25 protein-coding genes are annotated in these 26,586 nt (G+C 64.4%); 17 read left to right on the top strand and 8 right to left on the bottom strand.

The window, feature by feature from the left end; translation table 11 throughout:
• Positions 1-32: 32 nt before the first annotated feature.
• Together HMPREF2550_RS10715 and HMPREF2550_RS10710 are read left to right on the top strand one after the other, a co-directional pair.
• Positions 33-701, top strand: coding sequence for a response regulator transcription factor (locus HMPREF2550_RS10715; RefSeq protein WP_070791149.1), 669 nt, complete (start codon positions 33-35; stop codon positions 699-701).
• Positions 698-1,741 (top strand): sensor histidine kinase, encoded by a 1,044-nt coding sequence (locus HMPREF2550_RS10710; protein ID WP_070791021.1) that lies wholly within the window; start codon positions 698-700, stop codon positions 1,739-1,741. Before HMPREF2550_RS10715 ends, HMPREF2550_RS10710 begins: the two co-directional genes overlap by 4 nt.
• Here the strand turns inward: HMPREF2550_RS10710 and HMPREF2550_RS10705 are convergent.
• Positions 1,738-3,102: a CitMHS family transporter gene (locus tag HMPREF2550_RS10705; protein ID WP_070791020.1), complete on the bottom strand. Its 1,365-nt coding sequence runs from the start codon at positions 3,100-3,102 to the stop codon at positions 1,738-1,740. The genes HMPREF2550_RS10710 and HMPREF2550_RS10705 overlap by 4 nt on opposite strands.
• 92 nt (positions 3,103-3,194) lie before the next feature.
• Here HMPREF2550_RS10705 and HMPREF2550_RS10700 point away from each other — a divergent pair, with 92 nt between their 5' ends.
• The 3 genes from HMPREF2550_RS10700 (at position 3,195) to HMPREF2550_RS10690 (ending at position 7,119) form a co-directional block, all read left to right on the top strand.
• Positions 3,195-5,240, top strand: a complete 2,046-nt coding sequence (locus tag HMPREF2550_RS10700) for a DEAD/DEAH box helicase (RefSeq protein WP_070791018.1) — start codon at positions 3,195-3,197, stop codon at positions 5,238-5,240.
• Positions 5,241-5,349: 109 nt separating this feature from the next.
• Positions 5,350-6,171 (top strand): chymotrypsin family serine protease, encoded by an 822-nt coding sequence (locus HMPREF2550_RS10695; RefSeq protein WP_141760594.1) that lies wholly within the window; start codon positions 5,350-5,352, stop codon positions 6,169-6,171.
• Positions 6,172-6,210: 39 nt separating this feature from the next.
• Positions 6,211-7,119, top strand: coding sequence for a trypsin-like serine protease (locus HMPREF2550_RS10690; protein ID WP_141760593.1), 909 nt, complete (start codon positions 6,211-6,213; stop codon positions 7,117-7,119).
• 585 nt (positions 7,120-7,704) lie between these two features.
• Here HMPREF2550_RS10690 and HMPREF2550_RS10685 read toward each other — a convergent pair.
• Genes HMPREF2550_RS10685 through putP form a run of 3 tightly spaced genes read right to left on the bottom strand, consistent with a single transcriptional unit; the run spans position 7,705 to position 10,441 of the window.
• Positions 7,705-8,187 (bottom strand): DUF2269 domain-containing protein, encoded by a 483-nt coding sequence (locus HMPREF2550_RS10685; protein ID WP_070763012.1) that lies wholly within the window; start codon positions 8,185-8,187, stop codon positions 7,705-7,707.
• Between the two features lie 40 nt (positions 8,188-8,227).
• Positions 8,228-8,842 (bottom strand): HNH endonuclease family protein, encoded by a 615-nt coding sequence (locus HMPREF2550_RS10680; protein ID WP_070763011.1) that lies wholly within the window; start codon positions 8,840-8,842, stop codon positions 8,228-8,230.
• A gap of 36 nt (positions 8,843-8,878) precedes the next feature.
• Complete coding sequence (gene putP / locus HMPREF2550_RS10675) at positions 8,879-10,441, bottom strand: sodium/proline symporter PutP (protein WP_070791012.1); 1,563 nt, start codon at positions 10,439-10,441, stop codon at positions 8,879-8,881.
• A 124-nt stretch (positions 10,442-10,565) separates the two neighbouring features.
• Between putP and HMPREF2550_RS10670 the strand changes: the two genes are divergently transcribed.
• The 6 genes from HMPREF2550_RS10670 to HMPREF2550_RS10645 all read left to right on the top strand — a co-directional run bounded on the left by HMPREF2550_RS10670 (position 10,566) and on the right by HMPREF2550_RS10645 (position 19,234).
• Complete coding sequence (locus tag HMPREF2550_RS10670; RefSeq protein WP_070791011.1) at positions 10,566-13,655, top strand: DEAD/DEAH box helicase; 3,090 nt, start codon at positions 10,566-10,568, stop codon at positions 13,653-13,655.
• Positions 13,655-14,470 carry an SWIM zinc finger family protein gene (locus HMPREF2550_RS10665; RefSeq protein ID WP_070791009.1) on the top strand — a complete coding sequence of 272 codons (816 nt, stop codon included), beginning with the start codon at positions 13,655-13,657 and terminating at the stop codon, positions 14,468-14,470. The genes HMPREF2550_RS10670 and HMPREF2550_RS10665 overlap by 1 nt, the downstream gene beginning before the upstream one ends.
• Positions 14,471-14,528: 58 nt before the next feature.
• Positions 14,529-15,680 carry a metallophosphoesterase family protein gene (locus HMPREF2550_RS10660; protein WP_070791006.1) on the top strand — a complete coding sequence of 384 codons (1,152 nt, stop codon included), beginning with the start codon at positions 14,529-14,531 and terminating at the stop codon, positions 15,678-15,680.
• A 3-nt stretch (positions 15,681-15,683) separates the two neighbouring features.
• Positions 15,684-18,344, top strand: a complete 2,661-nt coding sequence (locus tag HMPREF2550_RS10655; protein WP_070791004.1) for an AAA family ATPase — start codon at positions 15,684-15,686, stop codon at positions 18,342-18,344.
• A 59-nt stretch (positions 18,345-18,403) separates the two neighbouring features.
• The gene (locus HMPREF2550_RS10650; RefSeq protein WP_038589845.1) at positions 18,404-18,904 is read left to right on the top strand and encodes a MarR family winged helix-turn-helix transcriptional regulator; all 501 of its coding nucleotides are present in this window, start codon (positions 18,404-18,406) and stop codon (positions 18,902-18,904) included.
• A gap of 111 nt (positions 18,905-19,015) precedes the next feature.
• A complete protein-coding gene (locus HMPREF2550_RS10645; protein WP_038589848.1) occupies positions 19,016-19,234 on the top strand; it encodes a PspC domain-containing protein in 219 nt (72 codons plus the stop codon).
• A gap of 54 nt (positions 19,235-19,288) precedes the next feature.
• On the opposite strand, the gene HMPREF2550_RS10640 is transcribed toward HMPREF2550_RS10645, so the two are convergent.
• Complete coding sequence (locus HMPREF2550_RS10640) at positions 19,289-19,789, bottom strand: hypothetical protein (RefSeq protein WP_141760592.1); 501 nt, start codon at positions 19,787-19,789, stop codon at positions 19,289-19,291.
• A 205-nt stretch (positions 19,790-19,994) separates the two neighbouring features.
• Between HMPREF2550_RS10640 and HMPREF2550_RS10635 the strand changes: the two genes are divergently transcribed.
• Both HMPREF2550_RS10635 and HMPREF2550_RS10630 read left to right on the top strand, forming a co-directional pair.
• Positions 19,995-20,372, top strand: coding sequence for a hypothetical protein (locus tag HMPREF2550_RS10635; RefSeq protein WP_038589851.1), 378 nt, complete (start codon positions 19,995-19,997; stop codon positions 20,370-20,372).
• Between the two features lie 269 nt (positions 20,373-20,641).
• Positions 20,642-21,541, top strand: coding sequence for a hypothetical protein (locus HMPREF2550_RS10630; protein ID WP_141757804.1), 900 nt, complete (start codon positions 20,642-20,644; stop codon positions 21,539-21,541).
• Positions 21,542-21,759: 218 nt separating this feature from the next.
• Here HMPREF2550_RS10630 and HMPREF2550_RS10625 read toward each other — a convergent pair whose 3' ends face one another.
• A complete protein-coding gene (locus HMPREF2550_RS10625; protein ID WP_070763005.1) occupies positions 21,760-22,107 on the bottom strand; it encodes an ArsR/SmtB family transcription factor in 348 nt (115 codons plus the stop codon).
• An 82-nt stretch (positions 22,108-22,189) separates the two neighbouring features.
• On the opposite strand from HMPREF2550_RS10625, the gene arsB reads away from it, so the two are divergent.
• Both arsB and HMPREF2550_RS10615 read left to right on the top strand, forming a co-directional pair.
• Positions 22,190-23,269 carry an ACR3 family arsenite efflux transporter gene (gene arsB / locus HMPREF2550_RS10620; protein ID WP_038589861.1) on the top strand — a complete coding sequence of 360 codons (1,080 nt, stop codon included), beginning with the start codon at positions 22,190-22,192 and terminating at the stop codon, positions 23,267-23,269.
• A 9-nt stretch (positions 23,270-23,278) separates the two neighbouring features.
• Positions 23,279-23,686, top strand: coding sequence for an arsenate-mycothiol transferase ArsC (locus tag HMPREF2550_RS10615; RefSeq protein WP_038589864.1), 408 nt, complete (start codon positions 23,279-23,281; stop codon positions 23,684-23,686).
• A 183-nt stretch (positions 23,687-23,869) separates the two neighbouring features.
• Here HMPREF2550_RS10615 and HMPREF2550_RS10610 read toward each other — a convergent pair whose 3' ends face one another.
• Entirely contained in the window at positions 23,870-24,472 is a 603-nt protein-coding gene (locus tag HMPREF2550_RS10610) for a TetR/AcrR family transcriptional regulator (protein WP_070791000.1), read from the bottom strand.
• Positions 24,473-24,561: 89 nt separating this feature from the next.
• Here HMPREF2550_RS10610 and HMPREF2550_RS10605 point away from each other — a divergent pair, with 89 nt between their 5' ends.
• Complete coding sequence (locus HMPREF2550_RS10605; RefSeq protein WP_070763003.1) at positions 24,562-25,566, top strand: ABC transporter permease; 1,005 nt, start codon at positions 24,562-24,564, stop codon at positions 25,564-25,566.
• Between the two features lie 68 nt (positions 25,567-25,634).
• Entirely contained in the window at positions 25,635-26,054 is a 420-nt protein-coding gene (locus HMPREF2550_RS10600; protein WP_038589870.1) for a VOC family protein, read from the top strand.
• A gap of 31 nt (positions 26,055-26,085) precedes the next feature.
• Here HMPREF2550_RS10600 and HMPREF2550_RS10595 read toward each other — a convergent pair whose 3' ends face one another.
• Positions 26,086-26,571 (bottom strand): ATP-binding cassette domain-containing protein, encoded by a 486-nt coding sequence (locus tag HMPREF2550_RS10595; protein ID WP_083317018.1) that lies wholly within the window; start codon positions 26,569-26,571, stop codon positions 26,086-26,088.
• Positions 26,572-26,586: the final 15 nt, after the last annotated feature.

Below are 26,586 nucleotides of genomic sequence, written 5' to 3'. Positions count from 1 at the left end.
GCGCAGCGTATGGCGGGTTTAGAATGACCAGCATGTCCAACGTTGTAGTTGTAGAAGACGAGGTCTACCTCGCCGACGCCATCGCCGCCGCTTGCGCCGCGCACGGGTGTTCTACCCGCGTGGCCTACGACGGCGCGGCAGCGCTCGAGCTGCTTGAAGACGCGGATGTGGTGGTGCTCGACCGCGACCTGCCGCGCGTCCACGGCGACGAGGTCTGCGCCCGCATCCGCGCCGAGCACCCGCACATCCGCGTGCTCATGCTCACCGCGGCCAGCACCCTCGACGATCGGCTCGACGGGTTCGCGGCCGGGGCGGACGACTACCTCACGAAGCCTTTCGAGGTCCCGGAGCTGCTCGCGCGCGTCGACGCGCTTCTGCGACGCCACACCCCGCCCAAGTCCGAGGTGCTGCGCTGTGCCGACGTGCGCATGGACACCGCGCGCCGCACCGTGACCCGCGCGGGCGAGCCAATCCCGCTGAGCCCCAAGGAGTTCGCGGTCCTTGAGGTGCTGCTCGCCGCCGACGGCGCGGTGCTGTCCGCCGAAGCGCTGCTGGAGGAGGCGTGGGACGCCTTCGCCGACCCGTTTACTAACTCACCGCGCGTGACCATCTCGCACCTGCGCCGCAAGCTGGGCGATCCGTGGATCATCCACACCCAGCCCGGCGCGGGCTACTACGCCGCCGAGGAGGCCCGCCCATGACGCTGCGACTGCGCCTGACCCTCGTGCTCGTCGCCACTGTCTTCGGCGCCGGCGCAGTGCTCACGGCACTCGTGTGTGCTTACCTCGCGCTGACTCCGGTGCCGCTGCACGTCTCGTTGCCCGGCCCCGAGGGCGTGCTTATCGACGCCGCCATGCCGATCCCCACCTCCATCATCACCATCGTGCTCGCCACGATGCTCATCGCGCTGGCCTGCCTGACCGCGCTCGCAGGTTTGGTCGGCTGGTTCGTCGCCGGCTACGCGCTCTCACCCGTGCGCCGCATCGCTGCGGTGGCCCGCGAAGTCTCCGACGGGGACGTGGCCAAGCGCATGCACTACGAGGGCCCGGCCGACGACGTCGGCGACCTCGCGCACGCCTTCGACACGATGCTCGACTCGCTGGCCGCCTCGCTGGACGCGCAGCGCCGCTTCGCCGCCAACGCCTCCCACGAGCTGAAGACGCCGATCGCTACGATCCAGGCGGTCGCGGACGTCGCGCTCATGCAGGCTGATTCGTCTTCCGACGAGCAGCTGGTCGACGCGCTGCGGCGCATCCGCGAGGTCAACGCGCGCGCCGGGCAGACCGTCGAGCGCCTGCTCGCGTTCGCCCGCGCTGAGGCAGCGCAGCCCGGCAGCGTTACCGGCCAGCCAGTGGACCTGGTGGCGCTGTGCGAGGAGGTCTGCGCGCAGTACGACGTCCCGCTGCGCGCCCCCGATTCGCCTGCGATCGTGAGTGGCGACGAGGTGCTGCTGCGCCAAGCGGTGGCCAACCTCGTGGGCAACGCGGTCGAGCACGGCGCGCCCGGGACGGCTGAGGTGGTTGTCGGGGAGGGGCGTGTGGGCGTCGAAAATCAGGGCCCTGAACTTGACTTAGAAGAGGTGGAGCGGCTGAAGGAGCCGTTTGTGCGCGGCGCGGGGCGCGTGTCCGGCTCGCACGGGCTAGGGCTTTCGCTTGCCGACGCCATCGCGCGCGCCCACGGCGGCACCCTCCACCTCGCACCGCGCGAGGGCGGCGGGTTGCGCGCCGAGCTAGCGGTCTAAGCCAGCATGCCGGTGGCGAATGCGCCGAGGACCAGCACGATGGAGAAGCCCCAGCAGATGGGGAAGGCGACGCGGATGTACTTGCCCATGTTCGCGCCAGCCAGGCCAAGCCCCAGCCACAGCGCCGGGGAGAAGGGGCTGACGAAGGTGCCGATGACGTTGCCCACGATCATGGCGGTGGCCGCGCCCATGCTGGAGGTGCCGAAGGCGGCGGAAGTCTCCTGCACGATCGGCAGTACGGAGAAGTAGTAGGCGTCGGTGGAGGTGGCCAGGTCCAGCGGCACACCCAGCAGGCCGACGATCACGTGCAGGTAGGCACCCACGGAGGCGGGCAGGATCGCGATCAGCGACAGCGCGATCTGCTCGAGCATGCCGGTACCGTCGAGCACACCCAGGAACATGGCGGCAGCCAGGATGACGCCGGCCATGGACAGCGCGGTGGGTGCGTGCCTGCGCAGGACGTCGTTTTGGTCGTCGAGGGTGGGGAAGTTCACCGCGAGTAGCAGCGCGGTGCCGACGAGGAACGCGGGTGCCGGCGAGCTCACGCCGGAGACGAGGACGCCGATCAGCGCAAGGGTAATCGCCGTGTTGACCACGGTGACCCAGGTGCCGGTGCGCGGGGTGAGGTTGTACTTTGCCCGGTCGGCGGCCTGGGAGGTGCGGAAGTCGTCGGCGATGGTGTGGACATCGACGGGCGTGTGGGCGTCGTCAAGCGAATGCGCATCGAGCTTGGCCAGCCTGCGGCGCTCCGCAAAGCCGAAGCCTGCGGCGACGAGAAAGACCATCACGATGGCGAAACCCTGGGCGGGCAGGAGGTGGCGCCAGATCTCGTTTGGGGTGGCGTCGATGACGCTGGCGGCGCGGCCGACGGGGCCGCCCCACGGGATCATGTTCATGACTGATGCCGAGAGTGCGACGAGGGTCAGCAGCACGTAGCGCGACATGCGCATCGCCTCGTACAGCGGCAACAGCGCTGGGATGGTGAGGAGGAATGTCGTGGAGCCGGAGCCGTCGAGGTGCGCGACGATCGCGATTGCTGCGGTGCCGAGCGTGACCAGCATGACGTTGCCGCGGGTGGCGCGGATGAGTGCGGTGATGACGGGGTCGAAGAGGCCGACATCGGAAAGGATGCCGAAGTAGATGATGGCGAAGATGAACATCACCACCACGCCCATCACTCGCTCGAGGCCTTCGCCGTAGAAGTCGGCGATCTCGCCGATGCCGAAGCCGGTAATCAGCGCACCGGCGATGGGGAAGAGCGTCATGGCGATGATCGGGTGCATTTTGCCCTTGAGTAGCACGCCGACCGTGACAAGGATGATGCTGAGGCCCACCAGCGTGAGCGCAAGAGGAGAGGTCATGCGCCACACACTATCTGCTGGGTGGGTGACAAGTCACATTTGGTTTCCGCGGAATAGTTTTGTCGCGGCAGGTGGCGTACGCTGGGTTGACAATGAGCACTTCCGAAAACGCGACCGGCAGCGAAAATGGGCCGGATATGAACTTGTCGGAAAATCAGCACACCCCGCAGGATGTCGCAGCCGAAGAGTCGGCTGCAGAAGACACCAGGGATGCGGGCAGCGCTGAGGACGCCGGCGCTTCGCAGGAGACTGTCGAGGCCACTGAGAACGCAGAGAGCACTGAGAACGTAGAGAGCGCCGAAGAAACCGCTGAGCCGGAAAAGCCGGCGAACGGTTTCGAGACCCTCGACCTGCCAGAAAAGGTCGTAGAGGCGGTCAAGAAGGTCGGCTTTGAGCAGCCGTCCGCCATCCAGGCCGAGACCATCCCGATTTTGATGCAGGACCGCGACGTCGTGGGCCTGGCGCAGACCGGTACGGGCAAGACCGCGGCGTTTGCGCTGCCGATCTTGAGCCGCATCGACACCTCGAAGCGTCACCCGCAGGCGCTGATCCTTGCGCCGACGCGCGAGCTGGCGCTGCAGGTGTCCGACTCCTTCCAGTCGTTCGCCGACCACCTTGGCGGCGTGCACATCCTGCCGATCTACGGCGGCCAGGCCTACGGCATTCAGCTGTCCGGGCTGCGCCGCGGCGCGCAGGTCATCGTGGGTACCCCGGGTCGTGTGATCGACCACCTGCAGAAGGGGTCGCTGGACATCTCCAACCTGCGCTTCCTCGTCCTGGACGAGGCGGACGAGATGCTGAACATGGGCTTCCAGGAAGACGTGGAGCGCATCCTGGAGGACACCCCGGACGACAAGCAGGTCGCGCTGTTCTCGGCGACGATGCCGCGCGCGATCCGTAAGATCTCCCGTGACTACCTCAACGACCCGGTCGAGGTGACCGTCAAGTCGGAGACGCGCACGAATACGAACATCACGCAGCGCTACCTGTTCACCGCGCACCGCAACAAGCTCGACGCGATCACCCGCATCCTCGAGGTCACCGAGTTCGAGGCGATGATCGTCTTCGTCCGCACGAAGAACGAGACCGAGGAGATCGCCGAGAAGCTGCGCGCCCGCGGGTTCTCCGCCGCCGCCATTAACGGCGATATCGCCCAGCAGCAGCGTGAGCGCACCGTCGATCAGCTTCGCGACGGCCGCTTGGACATCCTGGTCGCCACCGATGTCGCCGCCCGCGGCCTCGATGTGGAGCGCATCTCGCACGTGCTGAACTACGACATCCCGAACGACACGGAGAGCTACGTCCACCGCATCGGGCGTACCGGCCGCGCGGGGCGTACCGGCGAGGCGATCCTCTTTGTCACTCCGCGTGAGCGTCGCATGCTGCGCTCGATCGAGCGCGTGACGAACGCGACAATCGAGGAGATGGACCTGCCGACTGTCGACGAGGTCAACGAGAGCCGCAAGGTGAAGTTCATGGATTCGATCACCGAATCCCTGGAGGCCTCCGAGCTGCAGCTGTTTAAGTCGATGGTGCGCGAGTACTCGGCCGCGAACAACGTGCCGATGGACGACATCGCCGCGGCCCTGGCCACACAGGCGCTGGCTGGCGACGAGTTCCTCATGAAGGAGCCGCCGAAAGACAAGCGCGACCGTCGGGATCGCCGCGACCGCTGGGACCGCGACGACCGCGGCCGTGGGCGCGGCCGCGATGGGCGCGATGGCCGTGAGGATCGTGGCCGCGGCAAGCGCCGCCACAACGACAGCGAGAACTTCGACACCTATCGCCTTGATGTGGGCAAGCGCCAGCATGTCCGCCCGGGCGCGATCGTCGGTGCGCTGGCGAACGAGGGTGGCCTAAGCTCAAAGGACTTTGGGCGCATCACCATCGGCGGCGATTTCACGCTGGTGGAGCTGCCGAAGAAGCTGGATAAGCAGGTGCTCGACCGGCTTTCGGACACCCGCATCTCGGGTCAGCTGATTAACATTCAGCGCGACCACGGTGCGCCGCCGCGCGATCGCGGTGGGCGCGGGCGTCGTGGTGACTTCGATGACCACCGAGGCCATCGTGGCCGCCGGGACGACCGCCGGGGGCGTCGGGACGATCGCCGCGGCCGCGGCAACCGTAACTGGGACTAGCTGCATGTGAAGAAACGGGCCTTCGGGCCCGTTTTTCCTTTTGTGCAGCTGTGCGCAAGGGCAGTACAGTGAGGTGAGTTTTCGCACACTGGCCGCAAGGAAGGAAGTTATGCAACAACTGCCCCGGACCCTGGCGATGGGGATCGTCGCTACGCTTTTCGCAGTTGTGGCCATGGTTGCGCCTCAAGCGGCGGCCGCGCCGCGGGTGAGCCAGGGGTCGGTGATCGTGACCGACGGCGGCATGTGCACGGTTGGGTTCAGTGATCCTGCTCGCCACCGCAGCCTCGTCGCCGCGCACTGCGGTCGTGAGGGTGGCAGGGTTGCCGTGCTTGATCCGGCCACCGGTGCTGTGAGCAGGCAGGTTGGCACGTTTTACCGTTCCAAGGCCTACGACCAACGCCTGGGCAACGACTGGGCGGCGATCCAGTGGGACCGCGGCGTGGCCGTTGGCGGCAATCCGCACTCCGGGAACCGGTGGGTGCACCCAAACAACATCGCGCTGGGCGAAACCGTGTGCTACCACGGCAATGCCAGCCACGGCGGCCGCGGCTCGACCTGCGGCAAGTTCGCCGGATCTGTGGGCAACACGTTCTTTGTCGACGCCCCACTGACCCGCCCCGGCGACTCTGGCGGGCCGATGTGGGTGCCCGGCCGCGGCTTCGTGGGCGTGATCTCGAGCCAGTGGGCAGCGCGGCAGCTGCCGGTTGTGGGCGGAGCCAACTTTGTCGTCGGCGTGGTGCCGCACGATGGGCCCGCGGTGACTGAGGTGCAGCTGATGGGGCTGTACATGGAGAACCTGGTCGCGCCGGTGTCAGCAGGTGGGTCTGCGGTTGGCCCGGTTGGGGAATCGGTGCGTCGCGTGGTGAGTACCGTGTTTGGAGTCTTGTCGCGCTTTGGGCTCCCGTCCCCCTCTGCGGTGCACTATTCTTAGAGGGGTAATACAGCTTTTTCTCACCGAAGGTGAATAAACGTGAATACTTCCCGCGCGTGTCTCGCAGCCGCCGTTGTTTCCTCTCTTTGCTTGGCTCCGGTTGTGGCGCACGCGGCACCGGCCCCGATCCCGGAGCAAGGGCTGGCGATTTCCACGAGCATCGGGAATTGCACGCTGGGGTACGTGGACCAAGAGATGCGCATAGGCTACACGGCGGCACACTGCGGCCGGGAGGGCGACCGGGTGCGCATCATCGACCGCACCACGAACGCGCACAGCCGCGAGATCGGCACCTTCCACCCGTCGACGCGCTACGACGAGCTGTTTTCCAACGACTGGGGCTACATCCAGTGGGACCGCGACGTGCAGTTGGGCGGCAACCCGTACTCGGGCGATACCATCATCGACCCGAACGACGTGAAGCGCGGCGAGGAAGTCTGCTACCACGGCGAGACCTCCCACAAGGGCACCAAGGACATCACGTGCGGGACGTTCTACCGGGCAACGGGGCAGAGCTTTGCCATCCGCGGCGCGTATTGGCGACCGGGGGATTCCGGCGGCCCGGTGTGGATCCCGGGGCGCGGTCTTGTAGGCGTGGCCTCGATCGGCCCTGCCACGCCGGGCAAAGTGGGCACCGCGACGGTCGGTAGGGTCCGCGTCGAGGGCAAGCCGATGGGATGGGGCGCCGCCCCACGCGACGGCCGCCTGATTGGCAATGAGGAGGGCTCCCGCGAGTTCCTCGCTGCGGCGGGCCTGGATTCTGCGGGTGTCTATGATGAGCTGATTGATAGAAGCTCCAAGTCTTCGAAGAGTTCCTCCTCGGAAAAGGAGTCCTCGAGCTCGGAGATGACCCCGGGCGAGATCCTCTCGATTGTCATCCCGATCCTGGTGGTGCTCGTGCCGCTTCTCGCGCAGCTGGCCCAGCTGGCGCAGCAGTTTATGCGCTAAAAAGGTCTTCCGCGGCCGCGGACGGCTGGCAGCGAAGCACTCCCGACAGCGTAGGTCTAAATGGAGCTAGCTCCTTTTGGGAAGTCCGGTGACGTGCGACCTGGTCTTTTGTGTCCGGGGTTGGTCTAAATGGAGCTAGCTCCTTTTGGGAAGATCGATGACACGCGACCTGGGCTTTTACAACCGGCCCGAGTCCAAATGGAGCTAGCTCCATTTGGGAAGTCCGGCGACGTGCGACCTGGGCTTTTCCGACCGGCGCGAGCCTAAATGGAGCTAGCTCCATTTGGACCCGACCGCTCACCCCAAATCCGCAATATGGTCACAGGTGTGCAGACCATCAGCAGGCGGCCAGTCAGCGAAGCACACATCGATGCGAGGGCGGTCTCCGTTCGGTTTTCGCTCAGCGAGATCTCGAATCTCGACAGGCAGCAGCCGCCCGCGGTGGTCAGGCCACACCACCTGCACCAAACCCGCAGGTGACAGCGTCAATAGTGATTTTTACTCCCAAAAAGTGAACTCGCGCAGCAGTTTATGCACTAAAAAGCCCCGCACCGGGTATGCGGGGCTGAAAGCGTAAGCGGCGCGTTAGGCCGGGGCCGGCAGGAACATCAGGATGAAGGTGAGCAGCCACAGCAGGTTGAAGATGCCAGCGCCTGCGGCGGCCTTCGCCTTGGCCTTTTCGAAGTTCGACGCGGCGTCGGATGCGTCGCCGTCGGCGGGGGAGAGTGCGCCGAGCGAGCCCATGATGGCGCGCTGCTGGGGGATGACCATGAAGAAGAGCAGGCCCCACGCGATCACAGACAGGATGATCGCGGTGTGGAGGAAGTAGTTGGTCTTGTATGCGCCCCAGTCGGTGGCCATGACCAGCCCGCCGAGCAGCGGGACCAGGACGGAGAGCATGCCGTAGGTATTCGTCACCTTGTGCAGCACGGAGGCGCGGCCGGTGGCCTCCTCGCTACCGGTGCGGGCCTCGACGGCATGCTTGGGGAACATGGAGGTGGACACGACGACGGGGCCGAGCAGGATGATCGCTGCGACCACGTGCAGAGCAGTGAAAAAGGTAACCATGCTGCACCACCTTACGGCAAGCGGGCAATATCGTCACAGTTCACATGGCGCGAGCGCCAAGAAGACCGGCAATGCCGCCGCAGGCCCGGCGCATCTCGCGTAGATCGGCGCGTGGAAGCGGAAGCTCGTAGGTGCGGGCGACATCGGCAAGCCGGTGCGCGTAGGCGCAGCGCTGCGCGCGTTTGGACGGCATCCATTCGCTGGGCAGCTGGTCGGATTTTTGCTGGTTGGCGGCGGCCGCGACGACGACGAGGTTGAGCGGGTCGTTGGCAAAAGCTTCGCGGCGAGACTGGTCCCACGCGTGGGCACCTAAGTCCCAGGCGGCGGAAAGGGGAAGGACGTGGTCTAACTCCACGTCAGAAGGGGTGATGGGCTCGCCGGTATAGGGCCCGGCAACGGGCGCGTCGCGCGGGGCGGGGCAGCTGCCCGGGGTTTCGGCAACAACATGGGAAGCGCCGAAGGTGGCGGTGAGGGCTGCTTGGCGGGTGGTGCAACCGTCGGCAAGCGGGGCCCAGCCGGTGCCGAAGGCATCGCGGCTGTAGCCGAGCACCGTGGCGCGCGGCGGGCCCGCGCTGACGCCGAAGTGGCTGCGTGGGGTGGGGAAGGGGACGATGAGAAGTGTGGCAACGCTTAAGAGAACAAGAAAAGTGCGCATGCATCGTTAGACGCATGCGCACGTGCCGCGGTTCCCTTAGTTTTTGCGCTCGATGGCTTCGAGCGACTCGTGGAAGTTCGCCTCGGGGTGGGCGAAGGCGTAGTTGGTGACGGCGACTGCGGTGTCGAACTCCTCGGCCACGCCCGGCTTGGGCTTGGTGGCCAGGGAGACGAGCACCATGGCGATGGTGGCGAAGAGGACGCCCGGGACGATCTCGTAGATCATGCCGGAGAGCGCGTCGACGGAGCCCCACACGAAGACGGTGACGGCGCCGACGATCATGCCGGCGATCGCGCCCGGCGCGGTGAGCCTGCGCCAGTACAGGGCGGCGACGATGACGGGGCCGAAGGCGGCACCGAAGCCGGCCCAGGCGAAGCCGACCAGGCCGAGGATGGTGTCGGAGGGGTTAAACGCCATGAGCATGGCGATCAACGCGATGACCACGACCATGGTGCGGGAGGCGACCAGCAGGGTGGTCTGGCTGGCTTCCTTGCGGAAGATGCGGAAGAGGTCTTCCACCAGCGCGGACGAGGTGACCAGCAGCTGAGACGACATGGTGGACATGATCGCTGCGAGCACGGCGGTGAGCACCAGGCCGGCGATGAGCGGGTGGAAGAGGATGCGCGCCAGGTCCAGGAAGATGGTTTCGAAGCCTTCCTGGTCGGTCACGGAGTGCGTGGTCTGGGAGAAGAACAGGGTGCCGACAAGCGCGGTGAAGATCGCGCCGAGGAAGCAGAAGGTGACCCAGATGATGCCGGAGCGGCGCGCGGCGGTGGCCTCAGAGGGCGAGCGCAGCGCCATGAAGCGGGTGACAATGTGGGGCTGGCCGAAGTAGCCCAGGCCCCAGGCGATGTTGCCGATGATGGTGGCGGCAGACACACCGGCGACCATGTTGAAGAAGGTCGGGTTGCCCTCCGGCCACGGACCGTAGGAGTGGTCGGTGGCATACGTGAAGAGCTCGCCCGGGTTGTCCACGGCGATCAGCGCCATGATCGGGACGGTGATCAGGGCGAGGAACATCAGCACGCCCTGCACCACATCCGTGTAAGAGACGGCCAGGAAGCCGCCGATGAAGGTGTAGAGCACGGTGATCGAGCCGACGATAAGCATGCCCACGAGGTACTCGCCGCCGAAGGTGGACTCGTAGTAGCGGCCGCCGGAGACCATGCCGGAGGAGACGTAGAAGGTGAAGAAGAAGATGATGATCAGCGAGGCGACGACGCGCAGCACGCGCGAGGAGTCGCGGGTGCGGTTCTCAAAGAAGCTGGGCAGCGTGATCGAGTCGTTGGAGACTTCGGTGTAGGCGCGCAGGCGCGGGGCGACCCACTTCCAGTTGCACCAGGAACCGATGAGCAAGCCGATGGCGATCCATAGCTCGCTCATGCCGGAGACGAACAGCGCGCCGGGCAGGCCCATGAGTAGCCAGCCGGACATATCGGAGGCACCGGCGGAGAGTCCGGCGACGAAGGGGTGGAGGCCGCGGTCGCCGAGTACGTAGTCATCATACTTCTGTGTCTGCAGCCAGGAGTAAAATCCGATGGCCACCATGACGCCGAAGTAGAGCACGATGGCGACGACAAGCCAGAAGCTGTCAGACATCTGCATCTCCTTGGGGTTATAGTGTGAATTGGGTTACAGATTCCGTAGTGTAACAGGGGGACGGGTGCGTTTGGGCAAGAACCAATCAGATGCGCGAAATTTTCGAGGTGGTATAAGGGTGGGTATGCCTCAATACCTGCTCCACGGACTTTGGTTGCCGGAGTCCGGGCTCAACATCTGGGTTGAGCAGGTCTCCGGTCACCGGGTGCTCACCTTTGCGGATGTGCCGGACGGTACCTTTCCGCGGCTGGTCACGGAGCTTTTGGCGGGCAATCATTTTCGCGGCCGCGCGCCGATTACGCTGCAAACCCCGAAGGGCAAGCAGGTTACGCTGCGCGCACCGACGGCCACGTTCTCGCCGACGCGCACCGTTGCGGCCTTGGACAAGCTTTCGCTTCTCGACGATGACCAGCGCGCCACCCTCGCCCCCGATCTCAAGTGGCTGATCCACGCCTACCAGGGGCTTGCCCAGTTCGTGCGCGCCGGGCGCGTGACCATTCACGTGCCGAAGCGGGATGCGCACTTCTACGCGCAGTTTAAGCTGGGCACGGGTGTCAAAGAGCGCGGGTGGCTGGCGCAGATGGTGGCGGCGGCCCCGGGGGTGATTGTGCTCAATGACCCGAATATCAGCGAGGATCTGGCGCAGACGCTTACCCACTGGATCGCCACCGAGCGGCTGCACGCGATGGGGGTCCCGGCGCGGGTGCGACCGTACCCGTGGCACGACTTTGTGGCCTCGCTGGTCTTCGGCACGCCGCTGCGCCGGGGTGGTGCTTCGTTGGTGTCCAAGATCAACGACTGGAGCGGCTCGATTACCGCGGCGAACCTGCAGCTGGTGTTCTTGGTCGAGGCACCTGACGACGAGCCAGATGATGCGGAGTCTGCCGAGTCCGCCGAATCCACCGGCGAGCTCACGTGGCCGGTGCGGGTGCAGGTGCGCGCGGACGCTGACGCGCCGCGGCCGGTGCGCCAGTCGGATTACGACGCGCAGACCGCGCAGACCTTGCGTGATACGTTGCAGCGCGCGATCGATGTCAGCGAGCTGGTGGATTACCGCCGCCACGGGGGTTTTCGCGACCTGCGCAGCGGCGATTGGGATTGCTACCTGTCGACTGAGGAGATCGTGCGCTTTGTGGAAACCGAAGCGTCGAAACTGCAGCAGGCAGGGTTTACCGTCATGCTGCCGAAGGCGTGGTCGCGGGCGGTGACCTCGGCGAAGCTGAAGGTGAGCAAGCCGGAGAACCCTTATGATTCCTCCACGGTGACCCGCATCGGCTTTGATCAGCTGGTGGAGTACGACTGGCGGATCTCGGTGGGGGATACCGAGCTGACCGAGGCGGAGATGAAGGAGCTGATCAACTCCAAGACCGGCCTGATCAAACTGCGCGGGGAGTGGGTGCTGGCCAACGGGAAGGACCTGTCGCGCACCCGCCAGTACATGAAGAAGCTGCAGCGCAGCGCGCTCGAGGAGGCCAAGGCTGCCGTCGAGCGGGCGGAAAATCTTGCCGAGCTCGCAGAGGCCGCGGGCTCCGACGATGCGGAAGCGCTGCGCGCGGCCGCAACGCAGGCCCAGCAGCGCTACGAGGAGCTGCTCAAAGACGAGGGTGAGGGTGTGGTCTCTGCGGCGGAGCTGCGCCAGCTCGCGCTTGAGTCGCTGACGGAAGAGCCGATCGAATTTACCGGCTCGACCTGGTTTACTTCGCTTCTCGGCGGGCAGGACCGCCCGGCCCCGGAGCGGGTGGAAATCCCGGACACGGTGCACGCGCACTTGCGCGAGTACCAGCGTCGCGGTGTGGATTGGCTCGACTTCATGTCGAGAAACAATCTTGGGGCCGTGCTTGCCGACGACATGGGGCTGGGCAAAACCCTCCAGCTGCTGGCCCTGCTCGCCGTCGAGCACGAGGCGGACCGTGTCCAGGGACCGACGCTGGTGGTCGCGCCGACCTCGGTGGTGGGCAACTGGGCGCGCGAGGCCGCCCGCTTCGTGCCCGATTTGGACGTGGTGGTCCACCACGGCAGCGGGCGCGCAAAGGGGATGGAGCTGGTGGAAAAGCTCTCGGGAGCGGACCTGGTGATTACTTCCTACGGCGTGGTGGGCCGCGATGCGCGCGAGCTTGCCTTGGTGGAGTGGGACCATGTGGTCTGTGATGAGGCGCAGGCGATTAAGAATTCGGGGACGCAGGCGTCGAAAAGCGTGCGGGCAATACCCGCAAGACACCGCATTGCGCTGACCGGCACCCCGATTGAAAATAAGCTGGCTGAGCTGCGCAGCCTGCTTGATTGGGTGAACCCGGGGATGCTGGGCTCGCAGGCGTTTTTCCGCAATCATTTCGCCAAGGCGATTGAGTCGCAGCGCGACGAGGAGCTGGCGGCGGAGATGGGGCAGCGGCTGCAGCGGCTGACCGCGCCGTTTATTCTGCGGCGGGTGAAGACGGATGCCGCGATCATTGATGACCTGCCGGAAAAGCGCGAGCACGTCATCGCCGTCGACATGACCGACGAGCAGGCAGCGCTGTATACCGCGCTGGTGGGCAGCACGAAGCAGGAGCTCGAGCGGCGCGAGGGGATGGCGCGGCGCGGGCTCGTCCTGGCCACGATCACGCGCATTAAGCAGGTGTGCAACCACCCCGCGCACTTTCTTGGCGACGGCTCGCCGGTCACCGTCAAGGGCAAGCAGCGCTCCGGCAAGGTAGCCAAGCTCATGGAACTGCTTTTTCAGGCCGTGGAGCAAGGCGAGCGGGTCCTGATCTTTACCCAGTACAAGGCCTTTGGTGACCTTTTGCAGCCCTACCTTTCCGAGCAGCTCGGCGAGGAGATTCCGTTTCTGCACGGCGGGGTGGGCAAGTCGGCGCGCGACGCGATGGTGGAACGTTTCCAGCGCGACGACGGGCCGCGCGCGATGCTTTTGAGCTTAAAGGCGGGCGGTACCGGGCTGAACCTCACGGCGGCGTCGGTGGTGGTGCACATGGACCGCTGGTGGAACCCGGCGGTGGAAAACCAGGCCACCGACCGCGCCTTTCGCATCGGGCAGCGCAAGGACGTGACCGTGTACAAGATGATTACCAAGGGCACGATGGAAGAGTCCATCCAGGACATTCTCGACGGCAAGATGCAGCTGGCCGGCACCGTCGTCGGCGAAGGCGAGGGTTGGATTACTGAGCTGGACACCGAGGATCTGTCGCGCCTGATCAGCTACCGAGGGAGGCAAGAGTAATGACAAAAAAGAAGCGCCCCCAAGAGGGCAATGTCATCTACGCCAACTTTGGGCAGCGCAAGCGCGTGTCCTCAGCGGCCGAGACCGGCGAGCGGGTGATGTCCGCGCGTGCGATGAACCAGCCCGCGATGCGGATGATCAACGCGGCGGTGCGGCAGACCGACCTCGGGCGTGCGACCCGCGGACGAGAGTACGCTGCCGGTGGACACGTGCATGACCTGCACTTTGACCGGGCACGGATTACGGCCTCGGTCGTGGGCAGCCAGAACTACCCGTTTGAGGTGTCGATCCTGCTGCCTTTCCGCTCCGCTGCTGAGGTCCGCGAGGCACTCGGGCGCCTCGCGCGCGAGGCCGGGGCGGTCGACCGTGCGCTCAAGGGCGATATCAACGACGAGGTGCTCGACGTGCTGCTCTTTGCGCAGCCGGAGGAGGTCTATTCTTCCTGCACCTGCCCGGACAGCGCGCTGGTGTGCAAGCACGTCGTTGCGGTGGCGGATCAGGCAGCGAAGAAGCTGGACGACACGCCCTCACTGGTCTTTAGCCTCCGGGACGTGACCGTCGCCGGTTTAGAGCAGGTCGTGCGCGAGGAAGCCGCCTCGATTGCGCACGAGAGCACGGTCCCGGGCTCCGAGTTCTTCTGGACCGGCCACGAGCTGCCCGAGCTGCCGCACCCGAAGATCGCGCCGATGATCGAGGACTCCGACATGGACCTGCTACAGACCGCGATGCAGTCCATCTCTTTTACCAACATCGACCAGATGCGCGCGGTGGCCGACATCGAGGAGCTCTACGAGGACCTCACCCACGAGGATTAGCACATTCGTGCGAGAGTGGGCGAGCGTGTGTCCGGGAGCCCTGGTAGATGTAAATGACATGACAAAAACAACATTTATCCACAGCTCCGATCTGCAGATCGGGATGACCCGAAAATTCTTAAGCCCGGAGGCGCAGTCGCGTTTCGACGAGGCGCGCGAGCGCTCCATCGACGCGCTCGGCACGCTCGCAGGCGAGCGCGGTGCCGCCTTTATCGTGATCGCCGGCGATGTGTTTGAACACAACGCCTTAGAAAAGCGCACGCTCGGCCGCGCGCTCGAGGCACTGCGCCGCCTGCCCGTGCCCGTCTACTTACTTCCCGGCAACCACGACCCGCTGGTGGCCGATTCGGTCTTCCGCCACACCGAGGACATACCCAATGTCACAGTGCTTGCCGACGAGGCGCCGGTCGAGGTCACCGCAGGAGTAGAGGTCGTCGGCGCGCCGCTTTTGACCAAGCACCCCTCCGAGGATCTCTGCGCGCGCGTGGTGCGCGGTCTTGAGCCCACCGACGACGTGCGCATTCTGGTCGGCCACGGCCAGGTTCAGGGCTTTGGCAAGGAAGACACTGAAGCGCTGATCCAGCTGGACGTCTTAGAAGACGCGTTGGACCGTGGGGTGGTCGACTATGTTGCGCTGGGGGATTCGCACTCGACCGCGTCTCTGGGTGCGAGCGGGAAGGTCTGGTTCTCTGGGGCGCCGGAGACCACCGATTATGCAGAACACACCGGCCCTGAGATCGGCGGCGAGGCCGACTCCGGCAACGCGCTGGTCGTGGAGATAGACAAACAGGACGGGCGCGCACAGGTGCAGGTGGATAAGGTCCGCACCGGCACCTGGACCTTTGATGCGCTGTTTTGGGAGGTCGCCGACGCAGACGACGTCGACGTCGTGATTGCCCAGCTGCGGGAGTACCCGGACAAGGACCGCACCGTGATTAAGTACACGCTCACCGGCACGCTCGGGTTAGAAGCTACCCGCACCTTGGAGCGGGAACTGGGCGAACTCGAGCCTGTCTTCGCAGCGCTGTACCCGCGCGAGCGGCTCATGGATCTTCACCTCGAACCCAGCCAGGACGAGCTGGACAACCTCCCGCTGACCGGTTTTGCCAACCAGGCCATGCACGAACTCATCGGCCAGGCCACCGCGGGTGATGCCACCGCCCGTGACGCGGTCAACCTTTTGTTCCGACTCTCCCAGGAGGCGAACTAGCCCATGCGTATCCACTCCCTGACCATCACGAACTTCCGCGCCATCGAGCACCTTGAGCTTAAAGAGCTGCCCGAGACCGGCGTGATCATCGTCCACGGCCCCAACGAGGCAGGCAAGTCCACCATCCTGGAAGGCATCGACCTGGTGCTCAACGAGCGCCACTCCGCCAAGGGCAAAAAGATTGCCAAGTACGCCCCGGCGAACAAGGACGTCGGCCCCGAGGTCGAACTCACCGCGACCGTGGGCGAGGTGGAATTCACCGTGCGCAAGCGCTGGCTGAAATCCGCGCAGGCGGAACTGACCGTGCGTGCGCCGCGCCGGGAGAATTTCACTGGCCGCAACGCCGACGACGAGCTCGCCCGCATCCTGGATGAGCACCTTGACCGCACGCTGATGGAGACGCTGTTCCTGCGCCAGGGCGAGCTCGACCCCGCAGTACAAGCAGCCGGCGTGCCCACGATCGCCACCGCGCTCGACGCAGGCGAGGGCGACGGCGATTCCGGGGTGGAGGACACCCAACTCATGCAGGACGTCGACGCGGAATACACCAAGTATTGGACCAACGCCGCGAACCCGAAGCCGAAGGCGGGCTTTAAAAAACTCGCGACCGATGTGGAGCAGGCCCGCGAGGAATATGAGGCACGTGTAGCCGAGGTTGAGAGCCTGAGCCGCTACGTCGACGAAGTCGCCCGCCGCGAGGAAGAGATCGCCCAGGTCGACGCCGAACTGCCCGGAGCAGAGGAGGCGTTGGCAAAGCGCGTGCAGGAGGCCAAGGCGGCAGAAGAACTGGCGGAAAAGCTCGGGCAGGCGAACGCGAAGCGCGAGCAAGCCGCGCACGAGCGCAAACGCGCGACCCAGGATTTGGAAGCACGCACCGCGTTGGCCGAGCGCGTCGCGGTACTGCGCAAGGAGGAAGCAGACCTACGCACATCGCTGGAGCCCGCGCGTGAAGCCGCGGAAGACGAGGAGACGCAGGTCACGCAGCTGCGGGAGGGGCTCACCAAGGCAAAAGAAGCCGTGGCTGCGGCCCGCGCTGAAGTGAAAAAGGCCGAGCAGCGCCGCGATTTCGCGCGCGCCACGCAGCGGCATGCGACGGTGGAGGCGCACCTGAAGCGCGTCAAGGAGGCTGAGAAGGCCTACCGCGAAGCGCTCGATGCCACACCTGCAAAAGAGATCACGGACGCCGACGTGCGCGCGGCTGAGACCGCAGAAAACGAGGTCGCGCTGCAGCGCAAGTTACGCGACGCGGCCTCGTCCAAGGTGGAGCTTAGCGGTAAGGACGGCACGGTCACCGTCGACGGCGAGACGGTAGAAGTCCAAGCCACGGAGTCGGCGGAAATCAACGTCTTCGACGGCACCCGCATCGACATCGAAGGCTTTCAGCTGACCTACCGCGCCGCCCAAGGTGCCCAGGACCCGCGCGAGGCGGTCCGCGAGGCGGAAGCGGCGCTCGCCGAGCTGCTCGAGGCCGCCGGCTGCGAGAGCGTCGAAGAGCTGCGTGACCTGCGCGATGCGCACAAGGCGCAGGCCGCCGAAGTAGAGGCCGCGCGCCGCCGACGCGAGGACGTACTCGCCGGTGCCGACCGCGAGGAGCTCGCTTCGGAGCACGAGCGCCTGGCCGCGAGCATTGCAGAGCTCGCCGAGGCGCTGGGCGTGGATGACAAGGCTGAGAGCATCGACGAGGCGGACGCCGAAAACGCGGTCAGGGACGCCCACACCGCACTCGGCGCGGCCGAGCGCGAGGCGGAGCAGGCGGAGGCGGCTCTGAAACCTTACGCAGAGCTCAAAGCAGCAAAGGCACTCGCGGTGCTGGAGGCGCGGGTGGAGGCCAAGGCCACCGAGGCAGCAGGCGCGGACAAGGAGTTCGCCGCTGCGGAAGACGCGCAGCCGCGCGAGGCGCTCGAGGCCGCGCACAAGGAGGCGGAAGCCGCGCTTGAAACAGCGACGCAGGAGGCGGACACGCTCGCCGCCGCTGCTGACGAGGCCGACGTGGAGCTTGCCCACACATTGCTCGAGGCAGAGCAGGCGCGCGTGGCGAACATGCAGCAACGCAAGAACGAGGCGACCATCCGCATTACCGAGCTGCGTGGCCGCATCGAGCAAGCCACCGGTGCCGCCGAGCAGGCCGACAAGGCCGAGGCACGCCTGGAAAAGGCGGAGACCGAGCTTGACAAGGCCACCCGCCGCGCCGAGGCGATCAAGCTGCTGCGCACCACGCTCTATGCCTGCCGCGAGGAAGCGCGAGCGAAGTACACCGCGCCCTTCAACGCGGCCATCCGCAAGCGCGCCCGCGTGATCTACGGCAAGGACGTCGATTTCAACTTCGGCGAAGGGCTGCAGATTACGGATCGCTCGCTTGGCGACGTCACCGTGCCCCTCCAGTCCCTCTCCGGCGGCGCGAAAGAACAGCTCGCCCTACTCACACGCTTCGCCATCGCGGACCTAGTCACCGAAACCGGCGAGACCGCCCCGGTGCCCGTGGTGGTGGACGACGCGCTCGGAGCCACCGATCCAGAGCGACTTGCGCTGATGAATACGCTGTTTACCCAGGCGGGCAAGAACGCGCAGGTGCTCGTGCTGACGTGCTTCCCGCAGCGCTTCGACCGCGTCGCCGCGGCAAAGACGGTGCATATTGATGAGCTGAAGCATGCAGACGAGCAGTGAGAGGTTTTACCTAAGGCATTCATTTCAGGCACCGTGACACATCCACTAAGGTAAGTCGCATGACACTTGATCCTCGCTGGCTCAACGATGATGAGCAGGAACTCTGGCGGCTCATGCTCGCGGCGTCGAGAAAGATCTCGCGTGTAATCGACGACACGCTGCAGGCGGAATCTGACCTGTCTTCCTCGGAGTTCTCGGTGCTGGTGAGCCTGTCCGAGGCCGAGAATCACTCGCTGCGCCTGCGTGACCTCTGCGCGGTCTTGGACTGGGACCGCTCGCGGACTTCCCACCAGGTCACCCGGATGGAAAAGCGCGGGCTGGTGACCAAGGCGAAGAGCCCCGGGGATGCCCGCGGCGTGCTCGTGTGCCTGACCGACGAGGGGATGCGCAGGCTCGAGGCTGCGGCCCCGGAGCACGTAGAAAGCGTGCGTCGGCTTGTCTTCGATCACATGGACCCGGAGACCGCTGCGCCACTGCGCGCGTTTTTCACGAGCGTCTTGGGCGTGACCAATGTGCCGGGGCACGCGGATTACCGCGGCGCGCAGCCAATGAGCCCTTAGGGGTAAAAATCAGGGTAGATGTCCGGGCAAACCCCGTTGTCGCCGCTGGCGTTTTTCCGTTTAATGGGAACCGTACACAACAGCGGCACACAAAGAAGGGGAGTAACCGAGATGACCTACCAGAACTACAACCCGAACAACGCTCCGAAGCGCCTGACCCGCTCCACGACCGACAAGGTGATCGGCGGCGTCTGCGGCGGATTCGCCCAGTACTTCAACATCGACCCGGTGATCGTGCGTGTGATCGCAGTTTTCCTGCTCCTGTTTGGCATTTTCCCGATGTTCCTGGCCTACCTCGCGGCCTGGGCCATCATGCCGGCGGAGTTCTAGCGGGCACTACACAGAAAGGGCCAGCCACGTGGATGTGGCTGGCCCTTTTGACGTTTATTGCGGGGGTTGGGGCTGGTACTCGACGATGTTGAGACGAGAGGTCCAGCCGCCGTAGTCGGTGACAGGACCAACGGAGACGTGGACTGAGTTGTCGTCGTATACGCCACAGCCCAGGTAGCGTTGATCGCTTCCGATCGCACAGGAAATCTCGTAAGTCTCCTTGGTGATGGGGCTGGCGACAGTGAGCTCAGCGCCGTAGGCACCATTTCTGTCTGGGCTGAGCTGCCTCCATCGGTACTCGGCGTTTATACCCGCCTCGTACATCGCGCCGGCAAACTCACATGAGGTTGCGTCCGCGGCGCTTAGCGTCATCCCGTCTGCCGTTGTGCCGCAGTCCCCGCCGATCTGGCCCGGGTTGATGGTGTAACCAGCATTTGGGGCAGGGGAGGCAGGTGCTTCTTCCTGTGTTTCCTCCTGCGGCTCCGTCTGCTGCTCGGACGCCGCCGGCTGGTCCGTGGCATCTGGTGAATTGGACTGGACCGTCGTTTGCGTCACCGTGATGGTTGCGGGTTGTTCTTGGGATTCTGTATCACCGCTGCATCCGCTCAAGATAAGGCAGGGGATTGCAACAAGCGAGAGGGCCGGGAGGATTCGCATAGTCTGAGCGTAGCGTACCTGCGAGCCGGTAGTTGTATGTGTTGGGCGTGTATACACTTGGCCCGTAGCGTACTGCTTAGTCTGCTAAGAGAAGGAGACCACATTGGCCAACGAAGAAGCAGAGCGCACGAACCGTAATACGCGCGGGGAGCTCGACATCGTAAAGCTCTCCTGGAATCACGATGAGGTGCGCCAGGGCGGATACGACGCTGATGCGCTGCAAGCAGCAATCGAGCAGCAGCTCAAGGATCACGACTGGACGCAGCTGCCTGCAGAAGTCAGCGTGAGCGATAACCCAGACCAGACGTGGACGATCTTCCTTCCCGCTTCTATGAGCCTTGCCACCTGGGTGGCGGATGCGAACCAGGCGAGGTGGGTCGAGTTCCTCATCTACATGGCGGAAACCTACCTGGATGGGGGCGAGGAGCACTACCGCTTCGACCTCACGTGGCTGATCGAAGCGGCGCTCCACGGCGCCTAAACCGCGGCAGATCCTAAAGATCGGCAATGTTAGCAAGACAACTCAGGAGCGCCCTCGGGGCAGGTATCCTGGCGGCATGTGCGTTTGGGGCTGCTTCGTGCACGGACGAGAGCGCTGCGCCCACGCCTGATTCCGCTTCGTGGCAGTGGGCTGGGATCGCTCGTGCTGTCTCCGCCGCTCCCTCCGCAGACAACCACAACTATGTGTTCGTAGCGAGCGCGGATGAGGCAGGATCCCTCGCGGAGCTTGCACCGGTGTACAACCCATCGATGCAAAGACTCGGCGAAGACTTTGTGGCTCCGGATAGGGACCAGCTGGTTGTTTTTGATTCGCAGTTCAAGAAACTCCACGTGAGGCCGATTGCGAATCTGGGACTGCCGACTCAGTCAACGTCAGCTGGATCGGCAAACGCTGAAACAGCAGTTTTCGTTTTCAACGAAAGCGGGAACTCGAGCGCGTACGCGAGCCGTATCGTCCTTGCCACCAAAGACGCGACAAGCGTGGTCACGCGTGATCTGCGGCCAGTTGCGCTGAGGGCGTGCGATGACAAGACCGCAGTCTGGATAGAACGCGATGAAGATGACGGCAGTGGACTCACACTTGTGCGGATGGGCGAAAGTGGGCTGCTGTCCGAAGCACTTATCGACGGCGACCCGTCCGGCGTCGTCGCATCGGAATTCTTCTCCGCCCTCGGATGCGGAGAAGAGCCCTCCTACATTGCGTTCCCCGATGGCTCCGGCGGCGCAGATGTATTTTCTGTCGATGGCGCTAGCACGGAGCCAGCTTTGCAGCACGAGGGGAAGCTGAAAACACTGCCCGCACCGGGACTCAACAGCTCTTCTCGCTACAGGCAAGGCAACGTGTCGTTTGTTTCTCACCGCGGCACCGTGACGGAAGTAGACCTGGTGAGCCAGGTTGCCAGGGAATCTGAGCCGCTCATTGGCGCGGATCGACGGGCCGTGTCTGTCACCATCGACGGTGAGCAAGCACATGTGGTCACTCAGCCGAGGGACGGTGCGGAAAGCCTACGCGTGCATTCCTTTTCGTTTGCAGATCCCCGCGTTGATGCGGAAGGGAAACGTCTTGCAAAGCTCAGCGAACTTGCGCACCGTGGGGCTTCGAGAGGGGCGTATGTGATCCCGATGTCGGTGTTTCCGTTTGATGGATAGAGGCAACGTCCTCCTGCGAGGCTCCGGTTTGGGTCTTGCATGCATCGGGACCGAGGTGGAGGGTTTGGGCACGGCGACGTGCTCTTGGCCTGGGCGTGGTCATTCGGTGCTGCAACGCACGCATCCATAGCGACGTCTCTCCCGGTAAACCAACATGACCGAAGTCACGACATAGTTGATACTGCGTGCCGGGGAGAAGGGCCCTGATGGTAGACACCTCAGCCGATTTGCAGCACAGCGCGAAGTTCCTCGAACAGCTCCGGGCGCAGCCGGTGTATGACTGTCCTGCCCTGGCGGCTCTTTTCTAGGAGGCCGGCCTCGGTAAGCATTTTGAGGTGGTGGGAAACTGTCGGTTGGCTTAGCCCGGAGCGTTGCGTGAGTTCGCCCACGCTCATCGGCTCGCAGCCCTCTTCGGCGATTCTGGAGAGAAGTTGTAGTCGGCCGGGGTCCGCTAAAACTTTGAACAGGTCCGCGTAACGCGTCGCGTCGTCTTCGGAGAGCAAGCCGGAGCCCAGCGAGCAGCAGTCGAGGCCGGTGTTTTCTGTGGTGGCGACGTAATCGTTCATTCTTCCTACCTCGTCATATTGACAGTGATAAATATGCTGTTTAGTGTTCGTTTTGAATGCTGTCAATAGATAAGGATTCCAGATGGAAGACACAACCTCTCAGCCGGTAGAGCGTATGTCGTTTCTTGACCGCTTCCTGCCGGTGTGGATCATGCTCGCCATGGCGGCGGGCCTCGCCCTCGGCCGAGCGGTGCCGGGGCTTTCGGGCGCACTTGAGAGTCTCGAAGTCGGAAGCATCTCGCTTCCGATCGCGCTCGGCCTCCTGGTCATGATGTACCCGCCTTTGGCCAAGGTGCGCTACGACAAGACCCGCGAGATTGCCACCGACAAACGTCTCATGACCGTGTCCATCATCTTGAACTGGATTGTCGGCCCCGCGTTCATGTTCGCGCTCGCCTGGATCTTCCTGCCAGATGCCCCGGAGCTGCGCACCGGTTTGATCATCGTCGGTCTCGCCCGCTGCATCGCCATGGTGTTGGTGTGGTCCGACCTCGCCTGCGCTGACCGGGAAGCCACCGCAGTGCTGGTAGCTATCAACTCGGTGTTCCAGGTGGTCATGTTCGGCGTACTCGGCTGGTTCTACCTGCAAATCCTGCCTGCCTGGCTGGGGCTGGAAACCACCTCGGTGAAGTTCTCGTTCTGGGCGATCGTGTCCTCCGTGCTGGTCTTTTTGGGTATCCCGCTGTTGGCCGGGCTGCTGTCTCGCATTATCGGCGAGCGCACCAAGGGCCGCGACTGGTACGAAAACACCTTCCTGCCCCGGATCTCCCCACTCGCGCTGATCGGCCTGCTGTACACAATCGTCCTGCTTTTCTCGTTGCAAGGCGACCAGATCCTCTCCCAGCCGTGGACGGTGGCACGGGTGGCGATCCCGCTGCTGTGCTACTTCGTCGGCATGTTCGCTATTGCACTCTTGGTAGCCAAACTGTCCGGCATGGACTACGCCCAGTCGGCCTCGGTGGCGTTCACGGCTGCCGGCAACAACTTCGAGTTGGCCATCGCAGTGGCGATCGGCACGTTCGGCGCCACCTCCGCCCAGGCGCTGGCGGGCACCATCGGGCCGCTTATCGAGATCCCTATCCTCGTCGGCCTCGTCTACCTCATGCGTGGGATCGGCCCGAAACTGTTCCCGGGTGACCCAACCCTGCCCAAATTGTCCTAAGGAGACGTTATGAAGCCCTCAGTCTTGTTTGTGTGCGTCGGCAACGGCGGAAAGTCCCAGATGGCGGCGGCGCTCGCCGAGAAGCACGCGGGTAGCCAGCTCGGCATCCACTCCGCGGGCACCAAACCTGGCACGTCGCTGAACCAGGAATCGGTCGAGGCGATCGCAGAGGCCGGCGCCGACATGTCGCGCGGCACGCCCAAACCCATCGATCCGGAACTGCTGCGCAGCGTTGATCGCGTTGTGGTGCTCGGCGAAGACGCGCAGGTGGACATGCCCGACGACGCACGCGGCACGCTGGAGCGCTGGCGTACCGACGAACCCTCGCTCCGCGGCATCGAAGGCATGCAGCGCATGCGCCTCGTACGCGACGACATTGACGCCCGTGTGCGCTCGCTTATCGACGAACTCCTGTAACGGCCTTTAATACGCCGGAGTCATCGGGATGCGCTGCTTATTGCGGAACCGTGACGCCTGCATGCGTGCCGGCGACGTGCCGCGGTAGTGGGTGGTGGAGGGGGAGGTTGCGTACTTCGGATTGCTGGACGGTTTTCGGGAGCGTTGCTTCTCGATCCTCACACCGCCGCATTGTGGCACGAATTACACGATTGTGCTTTGTGAGTGGTTGCTTTGTGACCCTTCGGCCTGCGCCCGCAGCCCGTCGATAAACACGTCTACGAGCCACCCCCTGCTACGGGCGAACACCTCTTCTGTGATGGTTGGCAGCGGCCGCGACAGTGTGATGATGCCGAAATGGAAGTCTAGGACGTCGAGGTCGCCGGGGCACAGCCCGTACTTTTTCGCCTCCGTGAGGAGGGGACGGTAGAGGGCTTTTACCTTTTCTATCAGTATGTTTCGTTCCTCTTGGCCCATGTGGGGTGCGAACACGGGCAGGAATTCTTGGACGACGGCAGGGAAGCCGTTGTCCACCATCTCAGTGATGGCGCAGCGCCACGTCGCCTCGGGGGCGCCGGGGAGGCGGGGAACGTGCTTGTCTACGATCGCGCGCATCTTGTCGATGATGTTTTCCAGCACCGCGCGGTAGAGGTCATCCTTGGTAGGGAAGTGGCGGCTCGCGGTGGCAACACCCACCTCTGCTTCCTTCGCAATGGTGCGCAGCGAGACCTTCGGCCCCATCTGGGCAATGAGCGTCGTGGCCGCCTCTACAAGCGCTTTGTGGTTTTCAGCAGCATCTTTTCGCATATCCGGCACTTTACCCTTGACAACCGAAAAATGAAACAATATGATCCACTTCGTAAAAGCGAAACAGTCTGTTCCACTTGGAGGAAACGATGAGCACAACCGTGGTGCAACAGGAAACCGCCACCACCGATGGCAGCCGCATCAACAACACCAACAGCACCGTGAAAAAGACCATCGCCCTGATTTTGGGCCTGCCGATAATCCTCGGCCTCATGCTGTGGGCGTTTCTTGCGCCCACCTTCGCCTCCGGCCCGGACGGGGTGCCGGTGGCAGTGGCGGGGCCGGAGCCGGTCGTTGAGAAGCTGCGTGCTCAGGCGGAGCAGCAGGAGGAGCACCCGGACTTCGTCGTGGTGAGCTCACAGGACGAGGCTGAAGATATGGTGCGAAACCGCGACGCGGTCGGCGCGATCGCAATCGGGCAGGGCAGCGCCACGGTCTACACCGCTTCCGGTAACGGTGCACCGTACGTGCAGATGCTCAATGGCCTTGCCCAGAACATGCAGTCCTCCGGCATGCCGGTGGAGACCGAGGATCTCGCCCCCACGACCGAGGATGACCCGCAGGCCCAGGGCCTCGCGTTGCTCGGCCTGCCGCTCGCGTTCGGTGGCGTGATCTCCGGAATGCTTGCAACCGTGCTGCTTCGTGGCCGCAAGTGGTCGAAGGTCGCAGTCATCACGGGTGTGTCCATCCTCGGCGCGGGTGTTGCGGTTTGGATGCTGCACGGCATCTACGGCTCGCTCAGCGGCAGCGTGGGCATGGAGTGGCTGGCTATCGCTGCCGGCATCGCCGCAACCTCGTCGGTCACCGCCGGTCTTGGCGCACTTCTTGGCGTGCCGGGTGCTGGCCTCGGCGTGGTGCTGACCATCTTTGTGGCTAACCCGCTGGCCGGCCTGGCCACAGGCCCATGGCTGCTGCCGGCCGGCTGGTCCGCACTGGGCCAGCTCATGCCGATTGGTGCGACCGGCTACCTCGTGCGCTCGCTGAGCTTCTTCGACGGCGCGGACGCGCAGGGTTCCTGGATCGTCCTGTGCAGCTGGATCGTCGTTGGCCTGATTCTGCTGGCCTTCGACCGTTCGAAGGAGAAGACCGCGTAGGTTGTCTCCACCCAAACACCCGTCGAGCGTCGGCGGGTGTTTCTCATGTCCTGTTAGATTCGGCGCACATGGCAACGACGACACAGCTCTATGTTTCTTTCCCCGGCAACGCACGCGAGGTGCTGGAGTTCTACCAATCCGTCTTCGGCGGCGATCTTGAGCTGCTCACCTACGGCGAACAGCTGGATCAAGGGGTGAAGTTCCCCTTCGACCCGCCGTGCGAGGCTATCGCCCACGCCACGCTTACCGGTCCGTTTTCCATTTCGGGCGGAGACGACCTCGAGCGCAATGAAACCAGCCTCAACCGGGGCGACTTCGGCTTCACCGCGTACGTGGAGACGCCGGAGGAAGGTGAGGCGCTCTACGCAACGCTTGCCGACGACGGCGGCAACACCGTCATGCCCTTCGCCCTCGCGTCGTGGGGCGACCACTTCGGCGTGGTGGAGGACAAGTTCGGCGTGCGCTGGAACGTGACCAAGCAGGGGTAGGGCTGCTGACCACGTTCGAGGACACAAAGGACTAGTCGATAAGGGTGTTAGAGGGCATTTCCCCGTATCGCGCCGGTTGGGTGATTCCTTTCGCGAGCAACGGGTGGTTGTCCAATAGCGGCTCGATTGTGTCTTCTAGCCAGTTGGTCGAAATGCCTGAACGGGTAGCGACGTCGTCAAGAGCAACCCGCTTCCTTGGGAGCCGGTAGATGCTGCGGACGTAGTCGAGGTTCTCTTGGACAGTGAGGTCCTCGAACACGCTGGCAGCCTGGGTCGCGTATGTGACCCGGGTTCGCAGGCTGGGGTCGCCGGCGGGTTGGCCGAGCACGCGAACCTCTCCGCTCACGTTGGCTTGTGTCCCGACAATCATCCGCATGAGTGTCGTCTTACCTGACCCTGACGGCCCGACAAGGGCCGTCATTGACCCCTGGGGCAAAGTAAAGCTGGCGTTGTCGATGATCCGGGCCGAAGCCCGGTCCATCATCACCGCAGCGTTGTGAATGTCTGTATCTTGCATGCTTCGATCATCGGT

It is taken from the genome of Corynebacterium sp. HMSC074A01 (assembly GCF_001831515.1).
Classification (GTDB): Bacteria; Actinomycetota; Actinomycetes; order Mycobacteriales; family Mycobacteriaceae; genus Corynebacterium.
The sequence above is the reverse complement of the archived record's forward strand: the minus strand, read 5'-3'. Positions and strand labels throughout refer to the sequence as shown.

Excerpts from the sequence above, each read along its gene's own strand:
- HMPREF2550_RS10715 (WP_070791149.1), top strand. The coding sequence starts at position 33 with ATGTCCAACGTTGTAGTTGTAGAAGACGAGGTCTACCTCGCCGACGCC.
- HMPREF2550_RS10710 (WP_070791021.1), top strand. The coding sequence starts at position 698 with ATGACGCTGCGACTGCGCCTGACCCTCGTGCTCGTCGCCACTGTCTTC.
- HMPREF2550_RS10705 (WP_070791020.1), bottom strand. The coding sequence starts at position 3,102 with ATGACCTCTCCTCTTGCGCTCACGCTGGTGGGCCTCAGCATCATCCTT.
- HMPREF2550_RS10700 (WP_070791018.1), top strand. The coding sequence starts at position 3,195 with ATGAGCACTTCCGAAAACGCGACCGGCAGCGAAAATGGGCCGGATATG.
- HMPREF2550_RS10695 (WP_141760594.1), top strand. The coding sequence starts at position 5,350 with ATGCAACAACTGCCCCGGACCCTGGCGATGGGGATCGTCGCTACGCTT.
- HMPREF2550_RS10685 (WP_070763012.1), bottom strand. The coding sequence starts at position 8,187 with ATGGTTACCTTTTTCACTGCTCTGCACGTGGTCGCAGCGATCATCCTG.
- HMPREF2550_RS10680 (WP_070763011.1), bottom strand. The coding sequence starts at position 8,842 with ATGCGCACTTTTCTTGTTCTCTTAAGCGTTGCCACACTTCTCATCGTC.
- putP (WP_070791012.1), bottom strand. The coding sequence starts at position 10,441 with ATGTCTGACAGCTTCTGGCTTGTCGTCGCCATCGTGCTCTACTTCGGC.
- HMPREF2550_RS10670 (WP_070791011.1), top strand. The coding sequence starts at position 10,566 with ATGCCTCAATACCTGCTCCACGGACTTTGGTTGCCGGAGTCCGGGCTC.
- HMPREF2550_RS10665 (WP_070791009.1), top strand. The coding sequence starts at position 13,655 with ATGACAAAAAAGAAGCGCCCCCAAGAGGGCAATGTCATCTACGCCAAC.
- HMPREF2550_RS10660 (WP_070791006.1), top strand. The coding sequence starts at position 14,529 with ATGACAAAAACAACATTTATCCACAGCTCCGATCTGCAGATCGGGATG.
- HMPREF2550_RS10655 (WP_070791004.1), top strand. The coding sequence starts at position 15,684 with ATGCGTATCCACTCCCTGACCATCACGAACTTCCGCGCCATCGAGCAC.
- HMPREF2550_RS10650 (WP_038589845.1), top strand. The coding sequence starts at position 18,404 with ATGACACTTGATCCTCGCTGGCTCAACGATGATGAGCAGGAACTCTGG.
- HMPREF2550_RS10645 (WP_038589848.1), top strand. The coding sequence starts at position 19,016 with ATGACCTACCAGAACTACAACCCGAACAACGCTCCGAAGCGCCTGACC.
- HMPREF2550_RS10630 (WP_141757804.1), top strand. The coding sequence starts at position 20,642 with ATGCAAAGACTCGGCGAAGACTTTGTGGCTCCGGATAGGGACCAGCTG.
- HMPREF2550_RS10625 (WP_070763005.1), bottom strand. The coding sequence starts at position 22,107 with ATGAACGATTACGTCGCCACCACAGAAAACACCGGCCTCGACTGCTGC.
- arsB (WP_038589861.1), top strand. The coding sequence starts at position 22,190 with ATGGAAGACACAACCTCTCAGCCGGTAGAGCGTATGTCGTTTCTTGAC.
- HMPREF2550_RS10615 (WP_038589864.1), top strand. The coding sequence starts at position 23,279 with ATGAAGCCCTCAGTCTTGTTTGTGTGCGTCGGCAACGGCGGAAAGTCC.
- HMPREF2550_RS10610 (WP_070791000.1), bottom strand. The coding sequence starts at position 24,472 with ATGCGAAAAGATGCTGCTGAAAACCACAAAGCGCTTGTAGAGGCGGCC.
- HMPREF2550_RS10605 (WP_070763003.1), top strand. The coding sequence starts at position 24,562 with ATGAGCACAACCGTGGTGCAACAGGAAACCGCCACCACCGATGGCAGC.
- HMPREF2550_RS10600 (WP_038589870.1), top strand. The coding sequence starts at position 25,635 with ATGGCAACGACGACACAGCTCTATGTTTCTTTCCCCGGCAACGCACGC.
- HMPREF2550_RS10595 (WP_083317018.1), bottom strand. The coding sequence starts at position 26,571 with ATGCAAGATACAGACATTCACAACGCTGCGGTGATGATGGACCGGGCT.